Annotated in this window: 21 protein-coding genes; 7 read left to right on the forward strand and 14 right to left on the reverse strand. The window is 62.2% G+C overall.

Features of this window, described 5'->3' with window-relative positions:
• Positions 1–5: 5 nt before the first annotated feature.
• From HU731_RS19225 to cpaB, 4 genes are read right to left on the reverse strand one after another with little or no spacing between them, the layout of a single operon-like run.
• Positions 6–1,277: a TadA family conjugal transfer-associated ATPase gene (locus tag HU731_RS19225; RefSeq protein ID WP_044271145.1), complete on the reverse strand. Its 1,272-nt coding sequence runs from the start codon at positions 1,275–1,277 to the stop codon at positions 6–8.
• A complete protein-coding gene (locus HU731_RS19230; protein ID WP_186608875.1) occupies positions 1,274–2,467 on the reverse strand; it encodes a CpaE/TadZ family protein in 1,194 nt (397 codons plus the stop codon). Before HU731_RS19230 ends, HU731_RS19225 begins: the two co-directional genes overlap by 4 nt.
• On the reverse strand, positions 2,464–3,669 hold the full coding sequence (locus HU731_RS19235; RefSeq protein ID WP_186608876.1) for a type II and III secretion system protein family protein: 1,206 nt from the start codon (positions 3,667–3,669) through the stop codon (positions 2,464–2,466). Before HU731_RS19235 ends, HU731_RS19230 begins: the two co-directional genes overlap by 4 nt.
• A gap of 19 nt (positions 3,670–3,688) precedes the next feature.
• The gene (cpaB, locus tag HU731_RS19240) at positions 3,689–4,633 is read right to left on the reverse strand and encodes a Flp pilus assembly protein CpaB (protein WP_186608877.1); all 945 of its coding nucleotides are present in this window, start codon (positions 4,631–4,633) and stop codon (positions 3,689–3,691) included.
• A 337-nt stretch (positions 4,634–4,970) separates the two neighbouring features.
• Here cpaB and HU731_RS19245 point away from each other — a divergent pair, with 337 nt between their 5' ends.
• On the forward strand, positions 4,971–5,168 hold the full coding sequence (locus tag HU731_RS19245; protein WP_186608879.1) for a Flp family type IVb pilin: 198 nt from the start codon (positions 4,971–4,973) through the stop codon (positions 5,166–5,168).
• A gap of 53 nt (positions 5,169–5,221) precedes the next feature.
• A complete protein-coding gene (locus HU731_RS19250) occupies positions 5,222–5,626 on the forward strand; it encodes a response regulator (protein ID WP_186608881.1) in 405 nt (134 codons plus the stop codon).
• Positions 5,627–5,909: 283 nt separating this feature from the next.
• Here the strand turns inward: HU731_RS19250 and HU731_RS19255 are convergent, their stop codons facing one another.
• The 4 genes from HU731_RS19255 to HU731_RS19270 all read right to left on the reverse strand — a co-directional run bounded on the left by HU731_RS19255 (position 5,910) and on the right by HU731_RS19270 (position 12,098).
• Positions 5,910–7,592, reverse strand: a complete 1,683-nt coding sequence (locus HU731_RS19255; protein ID WP_186608883.1) for a ShlB/FhaC/HecB family hemolysin secretion/activation protein — start codon at positions 7,590–7,592, stop codon at positions 5,910–5,912.
• 186 nt (positions 7,593–7,778) lie between these two features.
• Entirely contained in the window at positions 7,779–9,593 is a 1,815-nt protein-coding gene (locus tag HU731_RS19260) for a collagen-like triple helix repeat-containing protein (protein WP_186608885.1), read from the reverse strand.
• Positions 9,594–9,894: 301 nt separating this feature from the next.
• Positions 9,895–10,743 (reverse strand): MaoC family dehydratase, encoded by an 849-nt coding sequence (locus HU731_RS19265; protein ID WP_186608887.1) that lies wholly within the window; start codon positions 10,741–10,743, stop codon positions 9,895–9,897.
• Positions 10,744–10,745: 2 nt separating this feature from the next.
• Entirely contained in the window at positions 10,746–12,098 is a 1,353-nt protein-coding gene (locus HU731_RS19270; RefSeq protein WP_186608888.1) for a 3-oxoacyl-ACP reductase, read from the reverse strand.
• A 113-nt stretch (positions 12,099–12,211) separates the two neighbouring features.
• On the opposite strand from HU731_RS19270, the gene HU731_RS19275 reads away from it, so the two are divergent.
• Complete coding sequence (locus tag HU731_RS19275; protein WP_106111814.1) at positions 12,212–13,489, forward strand: acetyl-CoA C-acetyltransferase; 1,278 nt, start codon at positions 12,212–12,214, stop codon at positions 13,487–13,489.
• Between the two features lie 134 nt (positions 13,490–13,623).
• On the forward strand, positions 13,624–14,523 hold the full coding sequence (locus HU731_RS19280; protein ID WP_014716761.1) for a PA4780 family RIO1-like protein kinase: 900 nt from the start codon (positions 13,624–13,626) through the stop codon (positions 14,521–14,523).
• A gap of 228 nt (positions 14,524–14,751) precedes the next feature.
• Here HU731_RS19280 and cueR read toward each other — a convergent pair whose 3' ends face one another.
• The 3 genes from cueR to HU731_RS19295 all read right to left on the reverse strand — a co-directional run bounded on the left by cueR (position 14,752) and on the right by HU731_RS19295 (position 17,799).
• On the reverse strand, positions 14,752–15,153 hold the full coding sequence (gene cueR, locus HU731_RS19285) for a Cu(I)-responsive transcriptional regulator (RefSeq protein WP_003188242.1): 402 nt from the start codon (positions 15,151–15,153) through the stop codon (positions 14,752–14,754).
• Positions 15,150–17,351 carry a heavy metal translocating P-type ATPase gene (locus HU731_RS19290; RefSeq protein ID WP_186608889.1) on the reverse strand — a complete coding sequence of 734 codons (2,202 nt, stop codon included), beginning with the start codon at positions 17,349–17,351 and terminating at the stop codon, positions 15,150–15,152. Before HU731_RS19290 ends, cueR begins: the two co-directional genes overlap by 4 nt.
• 67 nt (positions 17,352–17,418) lie before the next feature.
• Positions 17,419–17,799 (reverse strand): hypothetical protein, encoded by a 381-nt coding sequence (locus tag HU731_RS19295; protein WP_186608890.1) that lies wholly within the window; start codon positions 17,797–17,799, stop codon positions 17,419–17,421.
• 147 nt (positions 17,800–17,946) lie between these two features.
• Here HU731_RS19295 and HU731_RS19300 point away from each other — a divergent pair, with 147 nt between their 5' ends.
• Together HU731_RS19300 and HU731_RS19305 are read left to right on the forward strand one after the other, a co-directional pair.
• Positions 17,947–18,144, forward strand: a complete 198-nt coding sequence (locus HU731_RS19300) for a heavy-metal-associated domain-containing protein (protein ID WP_032893730.1) — start codon at positions 17,947–17,949, stop codon at positions 18,142–18,144.
• A gap of 87 nt (positions 18,145–18,231) precedes the next feature.
• The gene (locus tag HU731_RS19305; RefSeq protein ID WP_186608891.1) at positions 18,232–19,425 is read left to right on the forward strand and encodes a multidrug effflux MFS transporter; all 1,194 of its coding nucleotides are present in this window, start codon (positions 18,232–18,234) and stop codon (positions 19,423–19,425) included.
• Between the two features lie 8 nt (positions 19,426–19,433).
• Here HU731_RS19305 and HU731_RS19310 read toward each other — a convergent pair whose 3' ends face one another.
• The 3 genes from HU731_RS19310 to HU731_RS19320 form a co-directional block, all read right to left on the reverse strand.
• Positions 19,434–19,610, reverse strand: coding sequence for a hypothetical protein (locus tag HU731_RS19310; RefSeq protein ID WP_186608892.1), 177 nt, complete (start codon positions 19,608–19,610; stop codon positions 19,434–19,436).
• Positions 19,611–19,756: 146 nt separating this feature from the next.
• On the reverse strand, positions 19,757–20,770 hold the full coding sequence (locus HU731_RS19315; RefSeq protein WP_186608893.1) for a zinc-binding alcohol dehydrogenase family protein: 1,014 nt from the start codon (positions 20,768–20,770) through the stop codon (positions 19,757–19,759).
• 136 nt (positions 20,771–20,906) lie between these two features.
• A complete protein-coding gene (locus tag HU731_RS19320; RefSeq protein WP_032893727.1) occupies positions 20,907–21,200 on the reverse strand; it encodes a putative quinol monooxygenase in 294 nt (97 codons plus the stop codon).
• A 117-nt stretch (positions 21,201–21,317) separates the two neighbouring features.
• Between HU731_RS19320 and vimR the strand changes: the two genes are divergently transcribed.
• Positions 21,318–22,229, forward strand: coding sequence for a transcription regulator VimR (gene vimR / locus HU731_RS19325; protein WP_186608894.1), 912 nt, complete (start codon positions 21,318–21,320; stop codon positions 22,227–22,229).
• Positions 22,230–22,237: the final 8 nt, after the last annotated feature.

Raw genomic sequence — 22,237 nt, forward strand, 5'->3', positions numbered from 1 at the left:
CCTCTCTACAACGGCAATGCCGATTCACGCCGCAGCTTGTCGCCGGCCGGGTTGAGCGCTTCGCGCAGGAAGCCAAAACCGGTACGACGGTCGAGGCGGAACAGGGTGTTGGTGACATACACGTCGTCGCGCACGCCCACCACTTCCACCACCTCGCTGACGCAACGGCGCCCGTCGGGCAGGCGCGTCAGTTGAACCACCACATCCAGTGCGGCGCAGATCATCTGCCGCAGGGTTTTCTCCGCCACCACCCGGCCGGTCAGGCCCACCAGGGTTTCCAGGCGCAACAGCGCATCCTGGGCATTGTTGGCGTGCACGGTGCTCATGGAACCGTCATGGCCGGTGTTCATGGCCGTCATCACGTCGAGCACTTCGACGCCACGGATCTCGCCAAGGATGATGCGGTCCGGGCGCATCCGCAGGGCGTTGCGGATCAGGTCGCTGGCCTTGACCTCGCCATGCCCCTCGGCATTGGGCGGGCGGGTTTCCAGGCGCACCACATGGGGGTGGCCCAGTTGCAGCTCGGCCACGTCTTCGATGGTGACCAGGCGTTCGTGGGGGTTGATCAATTGGCTGAGGATATTGAGCAACGTGGTCTTGCCGGTGCCGGTGCCGCCACTGATGAGGATATTGCAGCGTTTGCCCACCGCTTCTTGGAAGAACTCGAAGATGTTGTGGTCGATGGTTTGCATCGCCACCAGGTCGCTGCTCTTGAGCATGTCCTTGCGAAATTTACGGATCGACAAGCACGGGCCGTCCAGGGCAATCGGCGGGATGATCGCATTGACCCGGCTGCCATCGGGCAAGCGCGCATCGACCATCGGCGACGACTCATCCAGGCGCCTTCCGAGGGGCGCGAGAATGCGCTGCATCACGCGTTCTACATGGTGCGCATCGATAAAACGCAGGTCGCTCTGGTGGAGCACCCCGTCACGCTCGATAAACACCCGGTGCGGGCCGTTGACCAGAATCTCGGTGATCGACACATCGCGCAGCAGCACTTCCAGCGGGCCGAAGCCGGTCAGCTCATCGACGATTTCCTCGGCCAGGCGCTCCATCTCATAGCGCGAGATCGCCAGGTGCATGCGCGTGATGTACTCGGCCACTTTGTCGATGACAAATTGCGCCAGGGATTGGCGCGAGCCTTCCAGCAGGTTCTGGCCCGACTCTTCGATGGCATCGATGATGTAGCGATGCAGCACCAGTTTCAGGCCATCGTGATCATTGTGCGCGGCAGCCCCACGGGCCGGGGCGCCGAAGAGTTTTTCGCTGTTCATCGACTCGTCCCCAGCAGGCGTTCGAACCAGCGTGTCGAAGGTTTATCCAAGCCTTCGGTGCGTTTGGCCAGGCGCTCGCCCAGGTGGCGCAGGGCTTGGGTCAAGGCTTCGCGTGGGGCCAGGGTGAACAGGCTTTGCCCCTGGTTCTTGGCGTTCAGGCGTACTTCCGGGCTCAGGGGCAGTACAGCGATGCACTCCAGCCCAAAGCTTTTTTCCAGCGTTTCGGTGTCGGGGGCGCAGCCTTTGATGTAGCGATCGACGAGCAGCTTGGCATGGTCGAGCTTCATGCCTTTTTCGCGCCACAGGTTCAGCATCGCCAGGTTACGCCGACAGTCGAGTACGCACTGGTCGGTGCACCACAACAGCTTGTCGCAGTGGCTGACAAAGGTGCGCAGGGCTTCGCTGTCGGCTTGCCCGGTGAGGTTGACCACGATGTGCTGGAAGTGCTGGCGCAAGGCGCTGAGCAACATGTACAGCTCGGCGGCGCTGGTCATTTCCAGGGGTTCATCGCTGGCGGCGTAGGCGAGGATGCGCAGGCCATCGTCGGTGCTGGTGAACGCGCTGTTGATCAGGGTGGCGTCCAGGCGGCGCAGGTGGCGCAAGGCGTCGCCGAAATTGAAGGTGCTGTCCAGGCCCAGCAGCGCCAGGCTGTCGCCCCTGGGCAGGCCGAGGTCGAGCATCAGCGTCTGTTGGCCACTCTTTTGCACCACCATCGCCAGGTGGCTCGCCAGCAGGGCGCCATCGGTATTGCCCTGGGCACCGTAGAGCACGGTGAGGCCGCCGAGATGGGCGTTTGGCGCCGTGGGCGGCAAGCGCTTGCTCAAGCGCCGCACCAGCCCGGCCACTTCGCTGGAGCGTGAACCATAGGCGACAAAATCCCGCGCGCCGGCACGCATGGCGTTGAGTACCAACTGGTTGTCCATGCCGTCGCCCAAGGCCACCACCGCCAGCATCGGCTTGGCTTCCAGGGCGCCTTCGATCAAGGCGCTCTGGGCCACCAGGTGTTCACGGTCCAGGCCCACGAAAACCAGATTGGCGAAGGTCACGTCCACCAGCGCCAGCAATTCATCCAGGCTGCCGCCGCCCACGCTGATCACTTGGCCAAGGGGCGCCAGAGCACCCTGGAGCCATTCCAGGTCGGTGCTGTTGCGGGTGATTGCCAGGTAGGTCTGGCTCAGGCTATCGCTCATTGGGAAAGTCCACTGCGACGGTCGAAGTTGCCGTTTTCCAGGAAGAACAGCCGGAACCAATTCGGGTCGTAGGTGCGCAGTTTCTCGCCGGGCAGCGACGGCAACTGCGCATTGGCGGCCAATGGCTGCACCAGATGCGGCGTGACAATCATCAACAGCTCTTTCTCCTCGCTGTTGATATTGGAGTCGCGGAAGAACGCGCCCAGGATCGGGATGTCGCCCAAGCCTGGCAGCTTGGCGATGGTAGAGCGGTTGGTGCTGCTGATCAGGCCGCTGATCACGAAGCTTTCACCGTCTGCCAGTGACACACTGGTGTCGGTGCGCCGGACGGTCAGGGCAGGCACCTGAATGCCCTCAATCCGGATCGCGTTGTTGTAGTCCAGCTCGCTGACTTCCGGGGCGACCTTCAAGGCGATGCGGTTGTGGTCGATGACCGTGGGCGTGAGGGTCAGGCGAATGCCGAACTCCTTGTACTCGATGGTGATGGTATCGCTGCCGGCACTGGGCACCGGAATCGGCACTTCGCCGCCGGCCAGGAAGGTCGCGCTCTGGCCGCTCATGGCCACCAGGCTCGGGCGTGCGAGGGTGTAGGCAAAGCCACTGCTTTCCAGGGCGTTGATCAGCGCCTTGACCCGGCCACCGCCAAAACCGATGTTGAAGCTGTCAGCGCTCACCGGCAATTTGAAGATGCCCTCTGAAGGGGACAGCAAGCTTGGGCTGCCGAGGAAGAAGTTGTTGCCCATGCCCAGGATCTTGGTGCTGGCCTCCTTGAGCTTGGTGCGGCTGACTTCGACGAAGCGGATATCGGTCTGCACCTGGCTGGGCAGCGTCGGGTCTTCGGAGGGCGACAGCGATTGGCTGGTCAGCGCCGAGGTGGCCTTGCCCTTGACGAACACCATGCTCTGGCGCGGCGTGGTCGAGCAGCCGGTCCACACCATCAGGCTGGTGGCCCCGCTGCCGACGCCGGTGAGCAGGAAGTGGCGGTCGCCGTTGACCCGCACGTCGGCGATTTTCGGGTCGCCGATGGCCAGGCGCGTAATCGCTACCGGCGATTGCAGCTCGGTCTGCAAGCCTTCGCCCACCTCGATCACAGCGGGCAATTGGCCCAAGGCGTTGCAGTTGCCCGATGCGCCCACCGCCATGCCCAGGGGCAGGCACGGCAGCATCAAGGCCAAGGCCAATTGAGCGTAGCGTTGGCTCATTCAAGGCATCCTTGTTCAATCAGGGGGTAGGTTGTGCCGCCGCTGCGCCGCGAATCACTTCAACGCCCCGACGTTGGCCGGTGTCGGCCACCGCGGGGGTGATTTTTTTCGGCGGGCCGCTGAGGGCCAATTGGGTGAACTGGTAGAGATCGCGGTTGGCGCTTTGCACCTTGTCTGGCGTGTCGCTTTCGCCGGCCCAGTAGCGGCTGAGCAACTGTTCGTCGGCACTGCGCACGGCCAGGCGCAGCGTGCCGGCTTGGGAGGCGAGCATCAGCCGGCTCAGCAAGGGTTCGGGCACCGCCAGTACCACACTGCGCGCGGCGGTGCGGCGTTGCGCCGCCTGGGCGCGCTCTTCAGCGTTGGCGGGTGGCGGCACGGCCGGGGTGCCGTCGTTGGCCAAGCCCAGTTGGTCGCCGACGCTGAGCAGGCGAATCGCTGGGATGACCACCTGCGCCGATTGCTCGGCATTGGCATTGTCCTGGCGCAAGAACAGCAAGACATCCACGTAATCGCCGGGGCTCAACTGGCCACCGGCACCGATGACCTCATCGACGGCGACGGCCAGCGCCCGTTCGTTTGTACGAATCATGCGGGCCAGGGGGCCGCCGGCGGTGAAGCTCTCATCATTGAGCCAGGTGCCGGCACCCAGGGCCCGCAAGGGCGTGCGGCCGATGGCCTGGTCGACGCTGGTCAAGCTGCCGGCGGGCACGGTGCGCAGTTTTTCCACGGCGACATCGGCAGCGGTGAGGGGCACAAAAGGCGCAACCGCGTGCACCAGCACCACGACCGGCTGGCGGGTCTGGTCTTCCACGACTGCAACGGTTTTTTCAACGGAAATGACAGGTGCTGGCGAGGGCGCTACGACGGGTGCCGGCGGACGGCTCAACACCAGGCCCCAATACCCTGCAACCAGTGCTCCGATAAGCAGCAAGCCAGCCAGGACCATGCTGATACGACTGTTCATGACGGCGCTCCCTATCCTGTTGCACTGCTTTTATTCCCGTTTATCCAAACGAGTTAAATTCGCAACTGGGCTGTGATGAACAACTAACGATTTGGCTATTTGAAGGTAGCCCAGCTAGGACAAATTGCCATTACTGAATGAAAAATTTATCTGCGCGGTTGAAGCGGGGGCTGTAAATAACGGATTTGTGGGGCTGGCGGGGTGACTAATACTTTGTGATTAATTCGTTCTTACAGTTGTGAGTGTTAAATTTGTTGACAATGCTCTAGTGGCACACGGCAATCATTGTGCGGGCCAGTTGTATCGGCGCTTTGTGGCGCATGAAGGAGACCTCAATATGATCCTTGACCTGTTCTTGAAATTTTACATTCACGCTCAGTTATTCCTGCGCCGTAGAGACGGGGCGTCGGCCATTGAATATGTGATTATTGTGGCGATAGTTGCGTTGGTTATCATTGGATTCGGCACAGGGCTTGGCGATAAAATCGAGGGTGTGCTCCAGAAAGTGTCCGACGCGTTACCGGCGGCGACTTAACATGCAGCGCTGTCTGTAGTTGTTTTGGCGATTCTCTCTATCAGGTACCGCCCATGACCTACCCTTCGTCATCCCGCCAACAAATCCTATTGGTGGATGACGAGGAGGATGCGCTGATCGAGTTGGCCGAATCCCTCGAAAACGAGGGATTCGTCTGTTTCACCGCGAACTCCGTCACCTTCGCCCTGCAAGAATTGACACTTCACCCTGATATCGCCCTGGTCATCACCGATCTGCGCATGCCCGAGGAAAGCGGTATCTCCTTGATCAGGCGTCTGCGCGAACACACCTCACGCCAGCACCTGCCGGTGATCGTGATGTCGGGCCATGCAGAAATGGATGATGTCAGCGATATGCTGCGCTTGCAGGTGCTGGATCTGTTTCGCAAGCCTATCTACCTGGTGCGCTTGCTCGATACCCTCAATAGCCTGTTTCCCCTCTCTACACCTGGTCGGTAACGGACCTGCACCGCTCAAATGTGGGGCACCAGGCGCTTTGTCGTCGACTGTCCGGCCGTCATTGCAGGCAAGCCAGCTCCCACAGTTTGATCGCGGGGGCTCAGGTAGAAAGGTTTCGGCTGTCAGGCCGCAGGGATCTAATGCCAGGCACTGATTCTGTGAGCAACACAGACCCGTGTGGGAGCTGGCTTGCCTGCGATAGCGGTGGTTCAGTTAAAGACTCATTGACTGAAACACCGCCTTCGCGAGCAAGCCACACACACATTGATTACAGGTGCCCTCGTCACAGCTGATAACTGAAACTCAGCGTATACCGCGGCCTGCGGTTGAAGCTGTCCAGGGCGATATCCGACATTGGCTTGGCCGCCTCCAGCGCGATGTTGTAGTACTTCTTGTCGCCAAAGCGCAGACCCACCGCCGCCGAGGACAGGTCGTTGGCCTTGACCGGTAGGTCGTTGAACCAGGATTTGGCGCGGTCGACCACTACGTAGGGTTGCAGGATCTTCACCCAGTTGCCGGTGCGGTTGAAGCTGTAGTTGACCTCGTACGCCACCCCCCAGCCTTTGTCGCCCGAGCCTTGGTCGTCCGGGTAGCCACGGCCGAAATTCTGCCCGCCGAAGGTCACGCGTTCGCTGTCGGGCAGGGTGTTGTCGCTCCAGTACAGCGCACCGGACAGTACGCCTTGCCAGTTGTCGAAGAACTTGTCGCTTTGCACGCCGGAGAGGCGCAGGCGGAAGAAGTCGAGGTCGGGCTTGGCCACGTCCAGGTCACTGCGGGCCTTGGCGCCCAGACCATCGATGCCCTGGTACAGGCCACCGCTGATGATGCGCAGGCGTTGCGCGTCGGCCTTGCGCCAATCGCCTTCGAAAGCCAGGGCACGCAGGTTGGATTCGATGTCGAAACTCAGCGGGAACCCCACCAGTTTGTAGCGCGTGGTCTGGTCGACCACATACAGGCGCGTGCCCAGGGTGAGTGACTCGGTGGGGGAGGCAATGAACGGGTGGCTCAGGCCAATGGAGTAGCGGTCGATGGACTGGTGCGGCTTGAGTTCGAAACCGCCGTCCAGTTGCACGCTGCTGTTGGGGTCGGCGCGATAGCGTTCGGCGGCGAGCGCCAGTTGGGTGCCCTCGGCGTTGATGAACTGGTTGTAGTCCACGCGGTAGTAATGTTCTTTGTCCTCTCCGGGTGGGAACAGGCCGCTGACGCTGAGCTGCTCGCCCAGAAATGTCTGGGAATTGCTGGTGGCGGTGAACAGGGCCTGCGTGCCGCCTCGGCTTTTCTGCACCAAGCTCATGCTGGTGGTGAAGGGTTTGCGGCTGGCCTGGATCTGCATGCGCGTGGCGCCATCGGTGGTGCCCGGTGGCGGCACTTGCGCCTGGACGCTGAGGCCGGGGATGCGGCTCATCAGCGTGGTGTAGCGCTCGAAGGTCTTGCGGGTCAGTGGGCGCTCAGCCAGGAGCTTCTGCGCGAGCTTATCGACGTAGGCCGACACCGAGCCGATGTCGCCGGTTTGTTGATAGTCCTTGATGTAGCCCTCCACCAGTACCACGCGGACCAGGCCGTTTTCGAAGTTCTGTTGCGGCAGGAATGCGTAGGACAGCAAGTAACCATCTTCCTGATAACGGCGGGTGATGCCACGGGTCGCTTCAATCAGCTGCGCAAGGTTGGTTTCACGTCCAATCAACGGTGCATACACCTGTGCCGTCTCGGCGAGCGGGTAGACCGTTCCGCCTTCGATCTGCAACTTGCGAATGGTGACCTTGGTGTCCATCAACAGCGGTTGGCCGGCAGTCGGCGGCGCCTCGGGTACCTGGGTTTTCGACGTGGGCGGTCGATAGGCGTCGGCGGGCAGGTTGGGCACCGGTAGGGTGCGGACTGTGTCGTTGCTGTTAAGAAAGTTGGGAAGGGTCTCGGCCTGGGCGTAAGCACTGAGGGTGAGCAATAACAACGGCGTCAACACGCGCATAGGACACTCCATGGTCAACTGCAGCAGCGCTTCGGGCCCGCCGGGTTCTGGGACTCGGTTCGGGAGGGCGGCGACTGATCACGCTTGTCGTCGCCCATAAAAAAGACGAGAGACTTATTAAAGGTCTCTCGTCTCAACCAAGCGTAGGCGCTGTAGGGGAGGCCGTCTAATCGGCCAGGTGCATTTCTATTGTCCGGTCAGGCCGTTCAACAAACCGCCCAGACCTCCCGTTGCTGTGGTGCCACCCGTGGTTGTGGCAGTGCCTGTGGTGGTAGTGGTGGCGCCGATGTTCAGGCCGCCGAGCAGGCCACCGCTGGTGCCAGTGGTGCCGCCGGTTACCAGGCCTCCCACCGAGGCGACGGTGCCGCCGACCGCTGTGACGGTGGTGCCTACCGCGTTGGTGATCGGGCTGGCATTGGCTGCCGTCAGGTTGGTACCCAAGCTGCTGACTGCGCCGCCGACTTGAGTCACCAACCCATCGACCGGTGTACCGATACCGGTGGTGGTGCCCACGTTTTGCGTCAGCGTGGTGACGCCGGTGGTCACAGGGTTCAAGGCTGCGCCGACAGCGGTGGATACAGTGGCGAGCGGTGCGGTGGCGCCAGTGTTGGCGACACCCGTGCCGCCGAGTACGGTACCCACCGAGGCAATGGTGCCACCCAATGCGCCGCCGGTTACACCCGCTGCACTGACCGTGCCGTTGGTGCTGCCGGCATTCAGGCCGGTGCCTACGTTGGCTACTACGCCGCCGATCAGTTCGGGTAGGCCGGCAGCTGCGGTGCCGCCGGTTGGCGCGACATACCCGCCGGATGTATCGAGTGCACCACCGACGCCAGTCAGCACGCCGCCGACCACATTCGTGACAGGGTTGCTTGCACCACCCGCGGTAGTGACTTGAGTGCCTAGGCTTGCGACGGTGGTGCCAACTTTATCCAGCACACCACTGACTGGCGTGCCCAGGCCGGTTGCCGTGCCGAGGTTGCCGGTGGTGTTTTCCACCAACGACACTACTGGCACCAATACTTGGCCGCCCAGGGTGTTGGTCAACGAACCCAGCGGGCCGGTGGTGCTGGCAGTGCTGAGGGTGTCGCCGAGCATGGTCACCGTGGTGCCGACTTTATCCACTACGCCGCCTACCGCAGTGCCTACACTGCCTGTCAGGCCTCCCACGACAGGGACACCGCCGAGGGTGGTCGACAGCGATTGGCCGGTAGTCGACAGGCCGTCGCCCAAGTCAGCGACGCCGCCGCCGACACTTGCAACCGTAATGCCCAGCGAGTTGGTATTGGTCCCCAGGGTACCCAGACCTGTTGTAACTCCGGTACCGATGGTGGTGACCGCAGTGCCGACCGAGGTGACCAGGCCGCCTGCTGTAGTGCCGACGATTGGAACAGGGGTCAAGGCGCCTCCGAGATCACCCACTGCTGCGCCTACATTGCCTACGGTGGTGCCGAGGGTGCCGACGATCTGGCCGGTGATCAGTGGGGTGGTTGTCGAACCTGTTCCGCCGCCAGTGCCGCCGGTGCCGCCACCAGTCCCGCCGGTGCCACCACCAGTCCCGCCGGTACCGCCGCCAGTCCCGCCGGTGCCACCACCCGTGCCGCCAGTGCTTCCACCAGTCCCACCGGTACCGCCGTCAGTGCCGCCAGTGCCACCGCCAGTCCCACCGGTACCGCCGTCAGTGCCGCCGGTGCCACCGCCAGTCCCACCCGTGCCGCCGTCAGTGCCACCGGTACCGCCGCCAGTCCCACCCGTGCCGCCGTCAGTGCCACCGGTGCCGCCACCAGTCCCGCCGTCAGTACCGCCAGTGCCACCGCCAGTGCCACCCGTGCCGCCGCCCGTACCGCCATCACCGCTCCCGGCACCTGCGCCGGCATCCGGCGAGGACGCCGCCACGCTGGATTTATGCCCGCCACCGCCGCTGCTGCAGCCGCCCAAGCTCATTGCCAGAACGAGGGCTAGCGCGGTACTTGCTTTCCAAAACACTACTTGAGTTTTCATGATTGAGTTCCTTGCACCTGGTACAACCTTGGTTGTTTCAAACCCTCATTATTTCTTTGGATAACGATAGGTTTGTCCGTGTGGCTATCTCAGGCCAGGGCACTCTTTCACGCAATGCTCAACTTGGTATTAACGATTTATATACACCCGGCCTTAGTCGGCTTAGTGACTAATACCAAAGGTGTAATGGAGGGATGTTTCAGGATGTTTATATAAGCAAAATCAAAGCGTTATAAATAAAGGCGGACCTCGAAAGGTCCGCTATAACTTAGGGTGTATATATACAATTAATCAGGGCTTTTCAGGCAATCGGCTGCCACTTCCCAAGCATATGTTGAATATCCCCAGCGCCTTTGAGTTCCAACGCTCCGCTGGAACCGGCTGCGCTGCTCATCAATATCACTTCGCTGGGCAGGCGCACCGGCTTCATGAACTCGACGTCGATTTCAATATTGGCGGCCGGCAGGTGTTCTGCCAGCGCCGCGAGGGTGCGGGCCTTGTTCCACAACCCGTGGGCGATGGCCTGGGGAAAACCGAACAGCTTGGCGGTAGGCGCACTGAGGTGAATGGGGTTGTAGTCGCCGGATACGCGGGCGTAGCGTCGGCCTATGTCAGTGGGCGCTTTCCAGCGCGTCAGTTCGGTGAGCGTGCCCTGAGTCTGCAATCCGCTGTCCGCAGCTTCGCCTTCAAGCTTCACGCCCCGACATAACATCTGGCTTTCGGCTTCCCACAGGAGCCCAAGGGCATCCTCTACAACCGTTACGATGTCAAAGGTGGCCCCCTTGGGATGGGGGCTGAGATTGCGTGCGTAAACGCCGACACTCACGTCACCCACTGCGCCCAACGGCCGATGAATACGGATGCGATTGCGCAGGTGGATCAACCCCAGCAGCGGAAACGGAAACGTCTTGTCCGTCAGCAATTGCAGTTGCAGGCCGAACGCGAGGATATGCGGATAAGTCGCCGGCAGCATCGGGCTATCAGCAAAGCCACACACCTTGCGGTACGCCGCTACGGCGCCGGGATTGATACTCATCCGGCAGCGCAACCCACGTTCGGGCAATGTGCTGCCGGTGATCTTGCGCTTGAGCGCCGCACGCCAATACAGCGGCAGTAGAGACGGGGTGCTGTCCAACGTTTGCCATTGCATGCTCAAGCTCCCAGCAGGCTTTGCCCACACACCCGCAGCGCTTGGCCGCTGACCGCACCGGAACCCGGCTGGCTTAGCCAGGCGACGGCTTCGGCCACATCCTGAGGCAAGCCACCTTGGCCCAGGGAGCTCATGCGGCGCCCGGCCTCGCGCAGGGCGAAGGGAATATGCGCGGTCATCTGGGTTTCGATAAACCCTGGCGCGACGGCGTTGATGCTGATCCCACGCTCCTTCAACAGCGGCGCCCAGGCTTGAGCCAGGCCGATCAATCCGGCCTTGCTCGCGGCATAGTTGGTTTGCCCACGGTTGCCGGCGATGCCACTGATGGAGGCCAGCAATACCACCCGTGCATTGTCTTGCAGAGTGCCGCTGTCGAGCAGGGCCTTGGTCAGCACTTGCGGAGCCCTGAGGTTGACCGCCAGCACTGCGTCCCAGTATTCCGGGGTCATGTTGGCCAGGGTTTTATCGCGGGTGATACCGGCGTTGTGCACCAGGATGTCGAGCCCGTCTGGCAGGTGCTCGGCCAGTTGGCGGGCGGCATCTTCGGCGCAGATATCCAGCACCACTGTGCGCGCATTCAGGCGCGCGGCCAGGGCTTCGAGGTCGGCCTTGGCCTGGGGCACATCGAGCACAATGACGTCGGCGCCGTCGCGGGCCAGGGTTTCGGCGATAGAGGCACCGATGCCTCGAGCGGCGCCGGTCACCAACGCCTTGCGCCCGGCCAATGGGCGCGTCCAGTCTTGCACCGGGGTATCGCAGGCCGTCAGGCGAATCACCTGGCCGGAGATGTACGCGCTTTTGGGCGAGAGGAAAAACCGTAGCGCGCCTTCCAACTGGTCTTCGGCACCGTCGCCCACGTACAGCAACTGCAGCACGCCACCGCTGCGCAATTCCTTGGCCAGGGAGCGGCTGAAGCCTTCCAGGGCGCGCTGGGCGCTGGCGGCGAAGGGGTCGCTGAGGCTTTCCGGCCCACGGCCAAGGATCACCAGGTGGGCACTGTGGTCGAGGTTTTTCAGCAGCGGTTGGAAGAATTCACGCAATTGTTTGAGCTGGTCGGTGTGCTGCAAACCGCTGGCGTCAAACACCACCGCCTTGAGCTTGGGGCCGTGGCCGGGAATCCATGCGGGCGCTGTCGAGGCCTCGGCGCCGTAGCGGTAGACGGCGTCGGTGAGTCGGTTGGCAAACGCCAGCACCTGGGTTGCCAATGCGCCACCGCCCAGCAGCAGTGCGCCTTCGACCGGGCGCAGGCGTCCGGCTTGCCAGCGTTCCAGGCGTACCGGTGACGGCAGGCCAATGGCGGCGACCAGGCGATGGCCGAGGCTTGAGTTGGCGAAGTCGATATAACGGTCAGACATGGAACGCTCTCCGAAGGCTGGGGTTCAAAGGTTGACCACCCTGGGGTGGCAGTCGTTCGATTGAGCCTAGGCTAGGCTTGATGATTCCACCCACCACCACAAGGGAGCTTTCCATGACTCAATTGCGCCGTGTAGCGATCATTGGCGGTAACCGCATTCCTTTCGCCCGTTCCAATGGCCCTTACGCCACGGCGAGTAACCAGGCGATGCTGACCGCCGCGCTGGAGGGCCTGATCGAGCGCTACAACCTGCACGGCCTGCGCATGGGCGAGGTGGCCGCCGGTGCGGTACTCAAACATTCCCGTGATTTCAACCTGACGCGTGAATGCGTGCTCGGCTCGCGCCTGTCACCGCAAACCCCTGCGTACGACATCCAGCAAGCCTGTGGCACGGGGCTGGAGGCGGCGCTGCTGGTGGCCAATAAAATTGCCCTGGGCCAGATCGAGTGCGGTATTGCCGGCGGGGTGGATACCACCTCGGATGCACCGATTGGCGTGAATGAAGGGCTACGCAAGATCCTGCTGCAAGCCAACCGCAGCAAATCCCTGGGAGATAAATTAAAACTCCTGTTACAACTTCGTCCCCAGCACCTCAAGCCGGAGCTGCCGCGCAACGGCGAACCGCGCACCGGTTTGTCCATGGGCCAGCACTGCGAGCTGATGGCCCAGACCTGGCAGATCCCCCGCGCCGAGCAGGACCAGCTGGCGCTGGAGAGCCATCAGAAGATGGCGGCGGCCTACGCCGAAGGCTGGCACAACGATTTGCTTACGCCCTTTCTCGGCCTCACCCGCGACAACAACCTGCGCCCCGACCTGACCCTGGAAAAACTCGCCAGCCTCAAGCCGGCCTTCGAGCGCAGCGAAAAGGGCACGCTCACCGCCGGCAACTCGACACCGCTGACCGATGGTGCCTCCCTGGTGCTGCTGGGCAGCGAGGCGTGGGCCAAGGAGCGCGGCCTGCCGATCCTGGCTTACTTGCGCGATGGCGAAGCAGCGGCGGTGGATTTCGTCCACGGCGCCGAGGGCCTGTTGATGGCGCCGGTGTATGCAGTACCGCGCTTGCTGGCGCGCAATGGCCTGACCTTGCAGGACTTTGATTATTACGAGATCCACGAAGCCTTCGCCGCCCAAGTGCTGTGCACGCTTAAGGCCTGGGAAGACGCCGACTATTGCAAGACCCGCCTGGGCCTGGACGCGCCGTTGGGGTCTATCGACCGCAGCCGGCTGAACGTCAAGGGCAGTTCCCTGGCGGCGGGCCATCCGTTTGCCGCCACCGGTGGGCGGATCGTCGCCAACTTGGCTAAATTATTGGATGCGGCGGGCAAGGGCCGTGGGCTGATTTCCATCTGTGCCGCCGGTGGCCAAGGCGTGACGGCGATAATCGAACGCTGATTGCCGACAAAATTGGCCCATTGAATGCATTCTGAAGGGGTCAGAGGTCAGTAGCCTCTCCCCCCGGCGAGCCGATTGCCGTATAACGAGTGCCACACGCGTGTTTGGTAATACAGGACCCACAATAAAAGCTGATGAAGACTCCTAAACGCATTGAACCCCTGATCGAAGACGGTCTGGTCGACGAAGTGCTGCGCCCTCTGATGAGTGGTAAAGAAGCAGCTGTTTATGTGGTGCGCTGCGGCAATGAATTGCGTTGCGCCAAGGTTTACAAGGAGGCGAATAAACGAAGTTTTCGTCAAGCGTCCGAATACCAGGAAGGCCGTAAGGTCCGTAACAGCCGCCAGGCGCGAGCCATGGCCAAAGGCTCCAAGTTCGGTAAGAAAGAAACCGAAGATGCCTGGCAGAACGCTGAAGTGGCGGCGCTGTTCCGCCTGGCCGGTGCGGGCGTTCGCGTGCCCCAGCCGTTCGACTTCCTTGAAGGCGTGCTGTTGATGGAACTGGTGGCCGACGAGTACGGCGATGCGGCGCCGCGTCTGAATGACGTAGTGCTGGAGCCGGACCAAGCGCGTGAATACCACGCCTTCCTGATCTCCCAGATCGTGCTGATGCTGTGCACCGGCCTGGTGCACGGTGACCTGTCCGAGTTCAACGTACTGCTTACGCCTACGGGCCCGGTGATCATCGACCTGCCCCAGGCGGTGGATGCAGCGGGCAACAACCATGCCTTCAGCATGCTGGAGCGCGACGTCGGCAACATGGCTTCCTACTTCGGGCGTTTTGCCCCGGAGTTGAAGAAGACCAAGTACGCCAAGGAAATGTGGGCGCTGTATGAAGCCGGCACCTTGCACCCGGCCAGTGTGTTGACCGGTGAGTTCGACGAGCCGGAAGAACTGGCGGATGTGGGCGGTGTGATCCGCGAAATCGAAGCGGCGCGGCTGGATGAAGAGCGTCGCCAGGCGATTCGCGCAGCGGATGATGCGCCACCGAGCAAAGTACCGGACGAGCCACCGCCGCCGCCTTGGATGCAGTGATCTTCGGGTACATGAAGATCAAAATGTGGGAGGGGGCTTGCCCTAATGCCCTGTAGGAGCGAGCTTGCTCGCGAAAAGCGTCAACGATAACGCGTGCTTCCTGAGTGGACGCGGCGTCTTTGAGTTTTTCGCGAGCAAGCTCGCTCCTACAAAAATTAGGGCTTGCCCCGATGGCGGTGGTTCAGTCACTTCCTCCCACATTTGGATTGCGTGTATCAAGCCAGAGCATCAGGCGCAGCAGTTGCCTGCCGCCAACTCCTTGAGTATCGGGCAATCGGGCCGATGATCTCCCTGGCAGTGCTCCATCAGGTCCTGCAAGGTATCGCGCAGTTGCCCCAGCTCGCGAATCTTGTGGTTCAACTCGTCGATGTGCTGGCGCGCCAGGGCTTTTACATCGGCGCTGGCCCGCTGGCGGTCCTCCCACAGGGTCAGCAACTTGCCGACTTCTTCCAGTGAAAACCCCAGGTCCCGCGAGCGCTTGATGAACGTCAGGGTGTGCAGGTCATCGTGGCCGTACACGCGGTAGCCGCTGTCGGTGCGGTGGGCGGTTTTCAGCAGGCCAATGGATTCGTAGTAGCGAATCATCTTCGCGCTTAGCCCGCTGGTGCGGGCGGCTTGGCCGATGTTCATGGGCGTTGATCCTCCAAGTCCTTGGGTTTCCAGGTTTTCAACAACAGCGCATTACTCACCACGCTGACGCTGGACAAGGCCATGGCGGCGCCAGCCAGTACCGGGTTGAGCAGGCCGAAGGCGGCCAGGGGAATGCCGATCAAGTTATACACAAAGGCCCAGAACAGATTCTGTCGAATTTTCGCGTAGGTCTTGCGGCTGATCTCCAGGGCGGCCGGCACCAGGCGCGGGTCGCCACGCATCAAGGTGATACCGGCGGCGTGCATGGCCACGTCGGTGCCGCCGCCCATGGCGATGCCGATATCGGCAGCGGCCAGGGCCGGCGCATCGTTGATACCGTCGCCCACCATGGCCACCACGCCGGTTTTTTTCAGCTCGGCCACGGCAGCGGCTTTGTAGGCGGGCAGTACCTCGGCATGCACATCGTCGATGCCCAATGCCTCGGCCACCACCCGCGCACTGCCGTGGTTGTCGCCAGTGATCAGGTGGCTGCTGATGTGCTGCGCCTTGAGTTGTTGCACGGCCTGCAACGCGCCGGGCTTGAGCGTGTCGCCAAAGGCAAACAGCCCCAGCACGCGGGGCTGCGCGCCTTGCTCGATCAGCCAGGACAAGGTGCGGCCTTCGGCCTCCCATTCCTTGGCACGCGGGCCTAAATCGCCTGCGTCCAGGCCGGTTTCTTCCAGCAAGCGACGATTGCCCAGTGCCAGCGGCCGACCGTCGAGCGTACCGGCAATGCCGCGTCCGGTCAGGGATTGGCTGGCGCTCACATCGGCCACGTCCAAGCCTTTTTCGCGGCAAGCATCCAGCACAGCCTTGGCCAGTGGGTGTTCACTGCCGCGCTGCAAGGCGCCGGCCTGTTGCAACAGCAGGGCTTCGTTGCCATCCACGGCCGCCAAATGCGCAATGTTGGGCGCGCCGGAGGTGAGGGTGCCGGTCTTGTCGAACACCACGGCGCTCACGGCATGGGCGCGCTCCAGGGCTTCGGCGTCCTTGATCAGAATGCCGTGGCGTGCGGCGACGCCGGTGCCGGCCATGATCGCGGTCGGCGTGGCCAGGCCCAAGGCACAAGGACAGGCGATCACCAGCACGGCCACCGCATTGATGATGGCAGTTTCCAGGGAGGCGCCGTACAGCCACCAGCCCACTACGGTAATCAGCGCCAATACCAGCACGGCCGGCACGAACACCTGGCTGACTTTATCCACCAGTTTCTGAATCGGCGCCTTGGCGGCCTGGGCGTCTTCGACCAGGCGGATGATGCGCGCCAGCACGCTTTCCGCGCCCAGGGCCAGGGTGCGCACCAGCAAACGGCCTTCACCGTTGATCGCGCCACCGGTGACCGCGTCGCCGGGTTGTTTGGGCACCGGCAGGCTTTCGCCGCTGATCAGCGCTTCATCGGCATGGCTCTGGCCTTCCACCACCTCACCGTCCACCGGGAAGCGTTCGCCGGGTTTGACCAGCACCAGGTCACCGTGCTTCAACGCGCTGATGGCGACGTCTTCTTCACGGCCGTCCTGCACGCGAATCGCCCGTTCCGGCCGCAAGGCTTCAAGGGCGCGAATGGCACTGGCGGTCTGGCGCTTGGCGCGGCTTTCCAGGTATTTGCCCAGCAGCACCAGGGCGATCACCACCGCCGAGGCTTCGAAGTACAGGTGCGGCGTCACGCCTGGGGCGGCGGTGAGCCATTCATAGATACTCAGGCCGTAGCCGGCACTGGTGCCGATCGCCACCAGCAGGTCCATATTGCCAGCGCCGGCACGCACGGCTTTCCACGCGGCGACGTAAAAGCGCGCACCCAGGATGAATTGCACGGGGGTGGCCAGGGCAAACTGTATCCAGGCGGGGAGCATCCAGTGCAGGCCGAAGGGTTCTACCAGCATTGGCAGCACCAAAGGCAACGCCAGCAGAATGCCCGCCACCAGCGACCAGCGCTCGCGGCGCAGGCGTCGGGCTTGATCGGCGTCGGTGGCGGTTTCGCTTTGGGGCAGGGTGGCGGTGTAGCCGGCCTTGTCGACGGCGGCGATCAGCACGCTGGGGTCCATCTGGCCCTGTACTTCGATGTGCGCGCGTTCATTGGCCAGGTTGACGCTGACACGTTGCACGCCCGGCACCTTGCCCAGCGCGCGTTCGACCCGCCCGGCACAGCTGGCACAGGTCATGCCGCCGATGGGCAGGTCAAAGGTGGTGGATCCATTCATTGGGGCAGTCCTCCAAGAGAAGTTGCCACTAGGATCAACCTTAACCTGTGGGGAAGGTCAAGCCCCTTCAGTATTCCAATGCCGCAGCTTTGAGGTACATGCCGTCCGGGCCCAGGGCAATGCGCAATTTGCGTACATCACCGGCTTTCAACGTGATGTTCTGCGCGGCAGGTGCGAGCATGCCCGGCTGACAGCCTGGCGCTTGGCCCGGCAACAGTTTCAGGCGCAGCGACGTATCGCCGGGGGGAAGATTGAATGAAGTGGCCTGTTCCTGGAACAGACGCCCGGCGAGTTGGTCCTGGATATACAGGCCGATCTCGCAGTAGGTCGGCACTTCCAGGCGTTCGCGGGAAATAATCAGCACCGCATAATCTTCAGCTGCCAGAGCCTGGGGCGCAGCGGCAGGAACGCTTATCAGGCCGGCAAGGGTAAAAAACAACCAGCGCATGGCGAATGCTCCGTGGTTCACAGCTAGGAAGGTTGAAGCTTGGCCGACGTCGCCGCCGAATACCAGCCCGGCAGAAATACTGAGAACTTGACCTTGCCATCATGGCAAGCTCGACACTGGGCTCAACCTCATCAAAGGAGTCATGTCATGCAAATATTCAGCGTTGAAGGAATGACCTGCGGCCATTGCGTTAAAGCGGTGACCCAGGCGGTACAGAGCCAGGATCCGGCGGCGAGTGTGGAAGTCGATTTGAAGGCCAAAGAAGTGCGGGTGGCAAGCGGTCTGTCCTCGGACCAAGTGATCGGTCTGATCACCGAGGAAGGCTACAGCGCCAAGCTGGCGTGATTTTTCTGATCGTTAGCCACCTAACGTAATGTTCATGGCACCCAAGCGCGGCTAGACTGTTGAGCTGCCGACTCACTTGGGTGTCTGATGAACCTTCGCATAATCCTGATTCTGGGCGCCTTGAGCGCCTTCGCGCCGTTGGCGATCGATTTTTACCTGCCCGGCTTTCCGGCAATGGCTACAGCTTTTGCCACTGACGAAAAACATATCCAGCTGACCCTGGCCGTTTATTTCGCGGGCCTGGCCATTGGTCAATTGATCTATGGGCCGCTGGCCGACCGTTTTGGCCGGCGTGTGCCGCTGCTCAGCGGCGTCACCCTGTTTACCCTCGCGTCTTTTGCCTGTGCGTATGCGCCTTCCCTGGAATGGCTGATTGGTGCGCGCTTCGTGCAGGCCCTTGGCGGGTGTGCGGGTATGGTGATTTCCCGGGCGGTGGTCAGCGACAAATGCGATGCCGTGGGCTCGGCCAAGGTGTATTCGCAACTGATGCTGGTGACCGGCCTGGCCCCGATCCTGGCGCCGTTGGCCGGTGGCCTGATGGTCGGCGTGTGGGGCTGGCAGTCGATTTTCCTGGCGTTGTCGTTGTTCAGCGTGATGGCGGCCATCGCCGTGGCGGTCGGGTTGCCGGAAACCTTCCCGGCCGATCAGCCGCGCCAGCCGTTGTCGGGCTCGTTGCGCCGCTACGGCTCGCTACTGTCAGACCGGGTGTACCTGGGCTATGCCTTGACCGGCGGTATCTCGATTGCCGGGATGTTTGCCTACATCGCCGGTTCCCCCTTCGTGTTTATCAAGCTCTACGGCGTGCCTGCCGAGCATTACGGCTGGTTGTTCGGCTCCAACGCCGCGGGCTTTATCCTGGTGGCGCAACTGAACGCAAGATTGCTCGCCAAGCGCGGCCCGGCGTTTTTGCTGTCGCGCACCGTGTGGGTGTACGTGGTGGCGGCGTTGACGCTGTTGGCAATTGCCGCGTTGCGTACCGAGGCGTTATGGCCGTTGCTGGTGCCGCTGTTTATCTGTATCGCCAGCCTGGGCTGCATTTTGCCGAACACTTCGGCCTGTGCCATGAGCGGGCAGGGCGCTCGGGCCGGCAGCGCGTCGGCGTTGCTTGGTTGCATTCAGTTCGGTGTGGCGGCAGGCGCGGCGTCGTTGGTCGGCGTGTTGCACGACGGCACGGCGATGCCGATGGCCATGGTCATCAGCCTCTGCGGTGTGCTGGCGGTGACCATTGCCATGGCGACCCAGCGCCTGCAGCGGGCAAGGGCCGTACAGGCGCCGATCTGAAGTTCGGGTCAGCCAGCGGAACGTTGCTGGTTGGGGAAACGATGGGGTGCCTGGATCCGGGCTTGCAGCGTGGCGGCGAAGGCGCGGGCCTCGGCCTCACTGCGGAAGGTGATGGCCTCGCCGTCGAGACGAACTTGCCATTGGCTGCCGGGGGATTTTGCTAACGCTTTTATCAGGATTTTCATTGCTGACTTCCTCACGTAAAAGAATCGTGGCAAAGGCGGCCAATATAAACCTGAACGGGCGCATAGATATGACAAGGATCAACTCTCGGACTAATGGTGTCGTCCATTACCTACGTGAGTAACGGACGACACTGACAGCCGTTTTTTCAGAACCCTTCCAGCACGATCTTGCCCTTGGCCTTGCCGCTTTCCAGCAGGGCGTGGGCGCGGCGCAGGTTCGCCGCATTGATCACACCGAAGTGCTCGCCTACCGTTGTTTTCAGGGTGCCGGTGTCGATCAGCTCGGCCACGCGGTTGAGCAGGTTGTGCTGCTCGATCATGTCTGGCGTCTCGAACATCGAACGGGTGTACATGAACTCCCAGTGCAGCGACAGGCTCTTGCGCTTGAGCTTGCTCACATCCAGGGCCTTGGGATCGTCGATCAACGCCAGCTTGCCTTGGGGTTGCAGCGCTTCGACCAGTTGGTCCAGGTGATGCTCGGTCTGGGTCAGGCTGGCAACGTGGGTGACTTGCTCGTGACCGGCCTGCTTTAACGCTTCGCTCAGTGGCTGGCTATGGTCGATCACCACGTGTGCACCCAGGGCCTTGGCCCATGCCTGGGTCTCGGGGCGCGAGGCGGTGCCGATGACCTTCAGCGCGGTGAGCTGGTTGGCCAGTTGAGTCAGGATCGACCCCACGCCACCGGCAGCGCCGACGATCAGCAGGCTCTGGCCTTGATCGTCTTTGCCTTGCGCCACCTGCAAACGTTCGAACAACAGCTCCCACGCGGTGATGGCGGTCAGCGGCAGTGCGGCTGCTTCGGCAAACCCCAGGCTCTTGGGCATATGGCCGACGATACGTTCATCCACGGTGTGCAGTTCGCTGTTGCCGCCTGGGCGTACCAGGGAACCGGCGTAGTAGACCTTGTCGCCGGCCTTGAACAACGTCACCTCACTGCCGACCGCCTTGACCACCCCGGCCACGTCCCAGCCCAGCACTTTGGCGGCGCCATTTTCCGGGGCGACGTTCTGGCGCACTTTGGTGTCCACCGGGTTGACCGAGATGGCTTTGACTTCCACCAACAGGTCACGGGGGCCGGCCACGGGGGCGGGCAGTTCGATGTCTTGCAGGGATTCTGGATCGTTGATCGGCAGTGAGGTGTAGTAGGCGATGGCTTTCATGATGACTCCAAGTGAATACGGTCAAGGTAGGAGCGAGCTTGCTCGCGAAAAGCGTTAACGATGACGTGGTGTTTCTGTTTTAACGCGTCGTCCTTGGGTTTTCGCGAGCAAGCCCGCTCCTACAAAAAAGGCGGGATCAGGCGAGAAATTTCAGGCGCTTGAGTTCGAAGTGCTCAATCACATCGGCGGCCTGGGCGCGAAAGCTCTGGATATGCGCGCTCTGGTCGTGGTCGGCCAGCGCCGCGTCATCGCTCCAGCGCTCAAGCATGTAGAAGGTCTCGGGGTGTTGCAGGTCCTGGTGCAGGTCGTACTGCTCGCAACCGGCTTCCAGGCGGGTCGGTTCCAGCAGGCCGCGCAGCAGGGTTTCCAGGGTGGCGTGCTGGCCGGGTTTGGCGATCAGCGTGGCGATGACATTAAAAGCGGTGGACATAGTCGACTCCTGGCACGGGCTAACGGGATGGGCTGATGATTGGCTATTTCCCACGCCGGTAAAAGCGGCTAAAACAGCAGGCTGTTTCAACCAAATATTGATAATGGGCGGGAATGCATGCTGCGTTTTGATGATTTGCAGTTGTTTGTGCGGGCCGCAGATTTGGGCAGTCTGTCAGCTGCGGCGCGGGTCATGGACTTGTCGCCGGCGGTGGCCAGCGCCGCGCTCAAGCGTATCGAACAGCAACTGGGCACGCGCTTGCTGGCACGTTCCACCCGCAGCCTGCGCCTGACGGCCGAAGGCGAGGGCTTTCTGGAGTACGCGCGCGCGTCGCTGAGCGCGCTGGATGAAGGACGGCGCTTATTGGCCAGTAGCCAGGATCACGTCAGTGGTGTGTTGCAATTGTCCGCACCTTCGGATTTCGGCCGCAACCAGCTGCTGCCGTGGCTGGACGCCTTCCAGCAGGAGCATCCGCAACTGAACGTGCGCCTGTTGCTCGGTGATCGCATCGCCGACCTGTTCCGCCAGCCCGTGGACATTGCCCTGCGCTACGGCGAACCCGAAGACTCCAGCCTGATTGCGCTGCCCATCGCCCCGGACAATATTCGCGTACTCTGCGCCGCGCCCAGTTACCTCGCCCGGCATGGCGAGCCGCGCCATCTGGAACAACTGGCCCAGCACAATTGCCTGCTGTACATGCTTGGCAGCCGCGTGCACGACCATTGGGGTTTTTACGATGGCAAGCGTCATGTGAGCCTGACGGTCAGCGGCGATCGCTTCAGCGACGATGCCGATGTGGTGCGCCGCTGGGCGGTGGCGGGCATGGGCATTGCCTACAAGTCGTGGCTGGATGTGAGCACCGATGTGCTGGCCGGGCGCTTGCGTTTGATCCTGCCGGAACTGCAAGGCGAGCGCACACCGCTCAACTTGCTGTGCGCCCACCGTGCGCAATTGAGTAAACCCATCAATCTGCTGCGGGACATGCTCGTGTCCCGTTGTGCGACATTGACCGCGCAGCGACCGGGGTGAATGGGTTC

This window comes from Pseudomonas salmasensis (assembly GCF_014268375.2).
Lineage (GTDB): Bacteria > Pseudomonadota > Gammaproteobacteria > Pseudomonadales > Pseudomonadaceae > Aquipseudomonas > Aquipseudomonas salmasensis.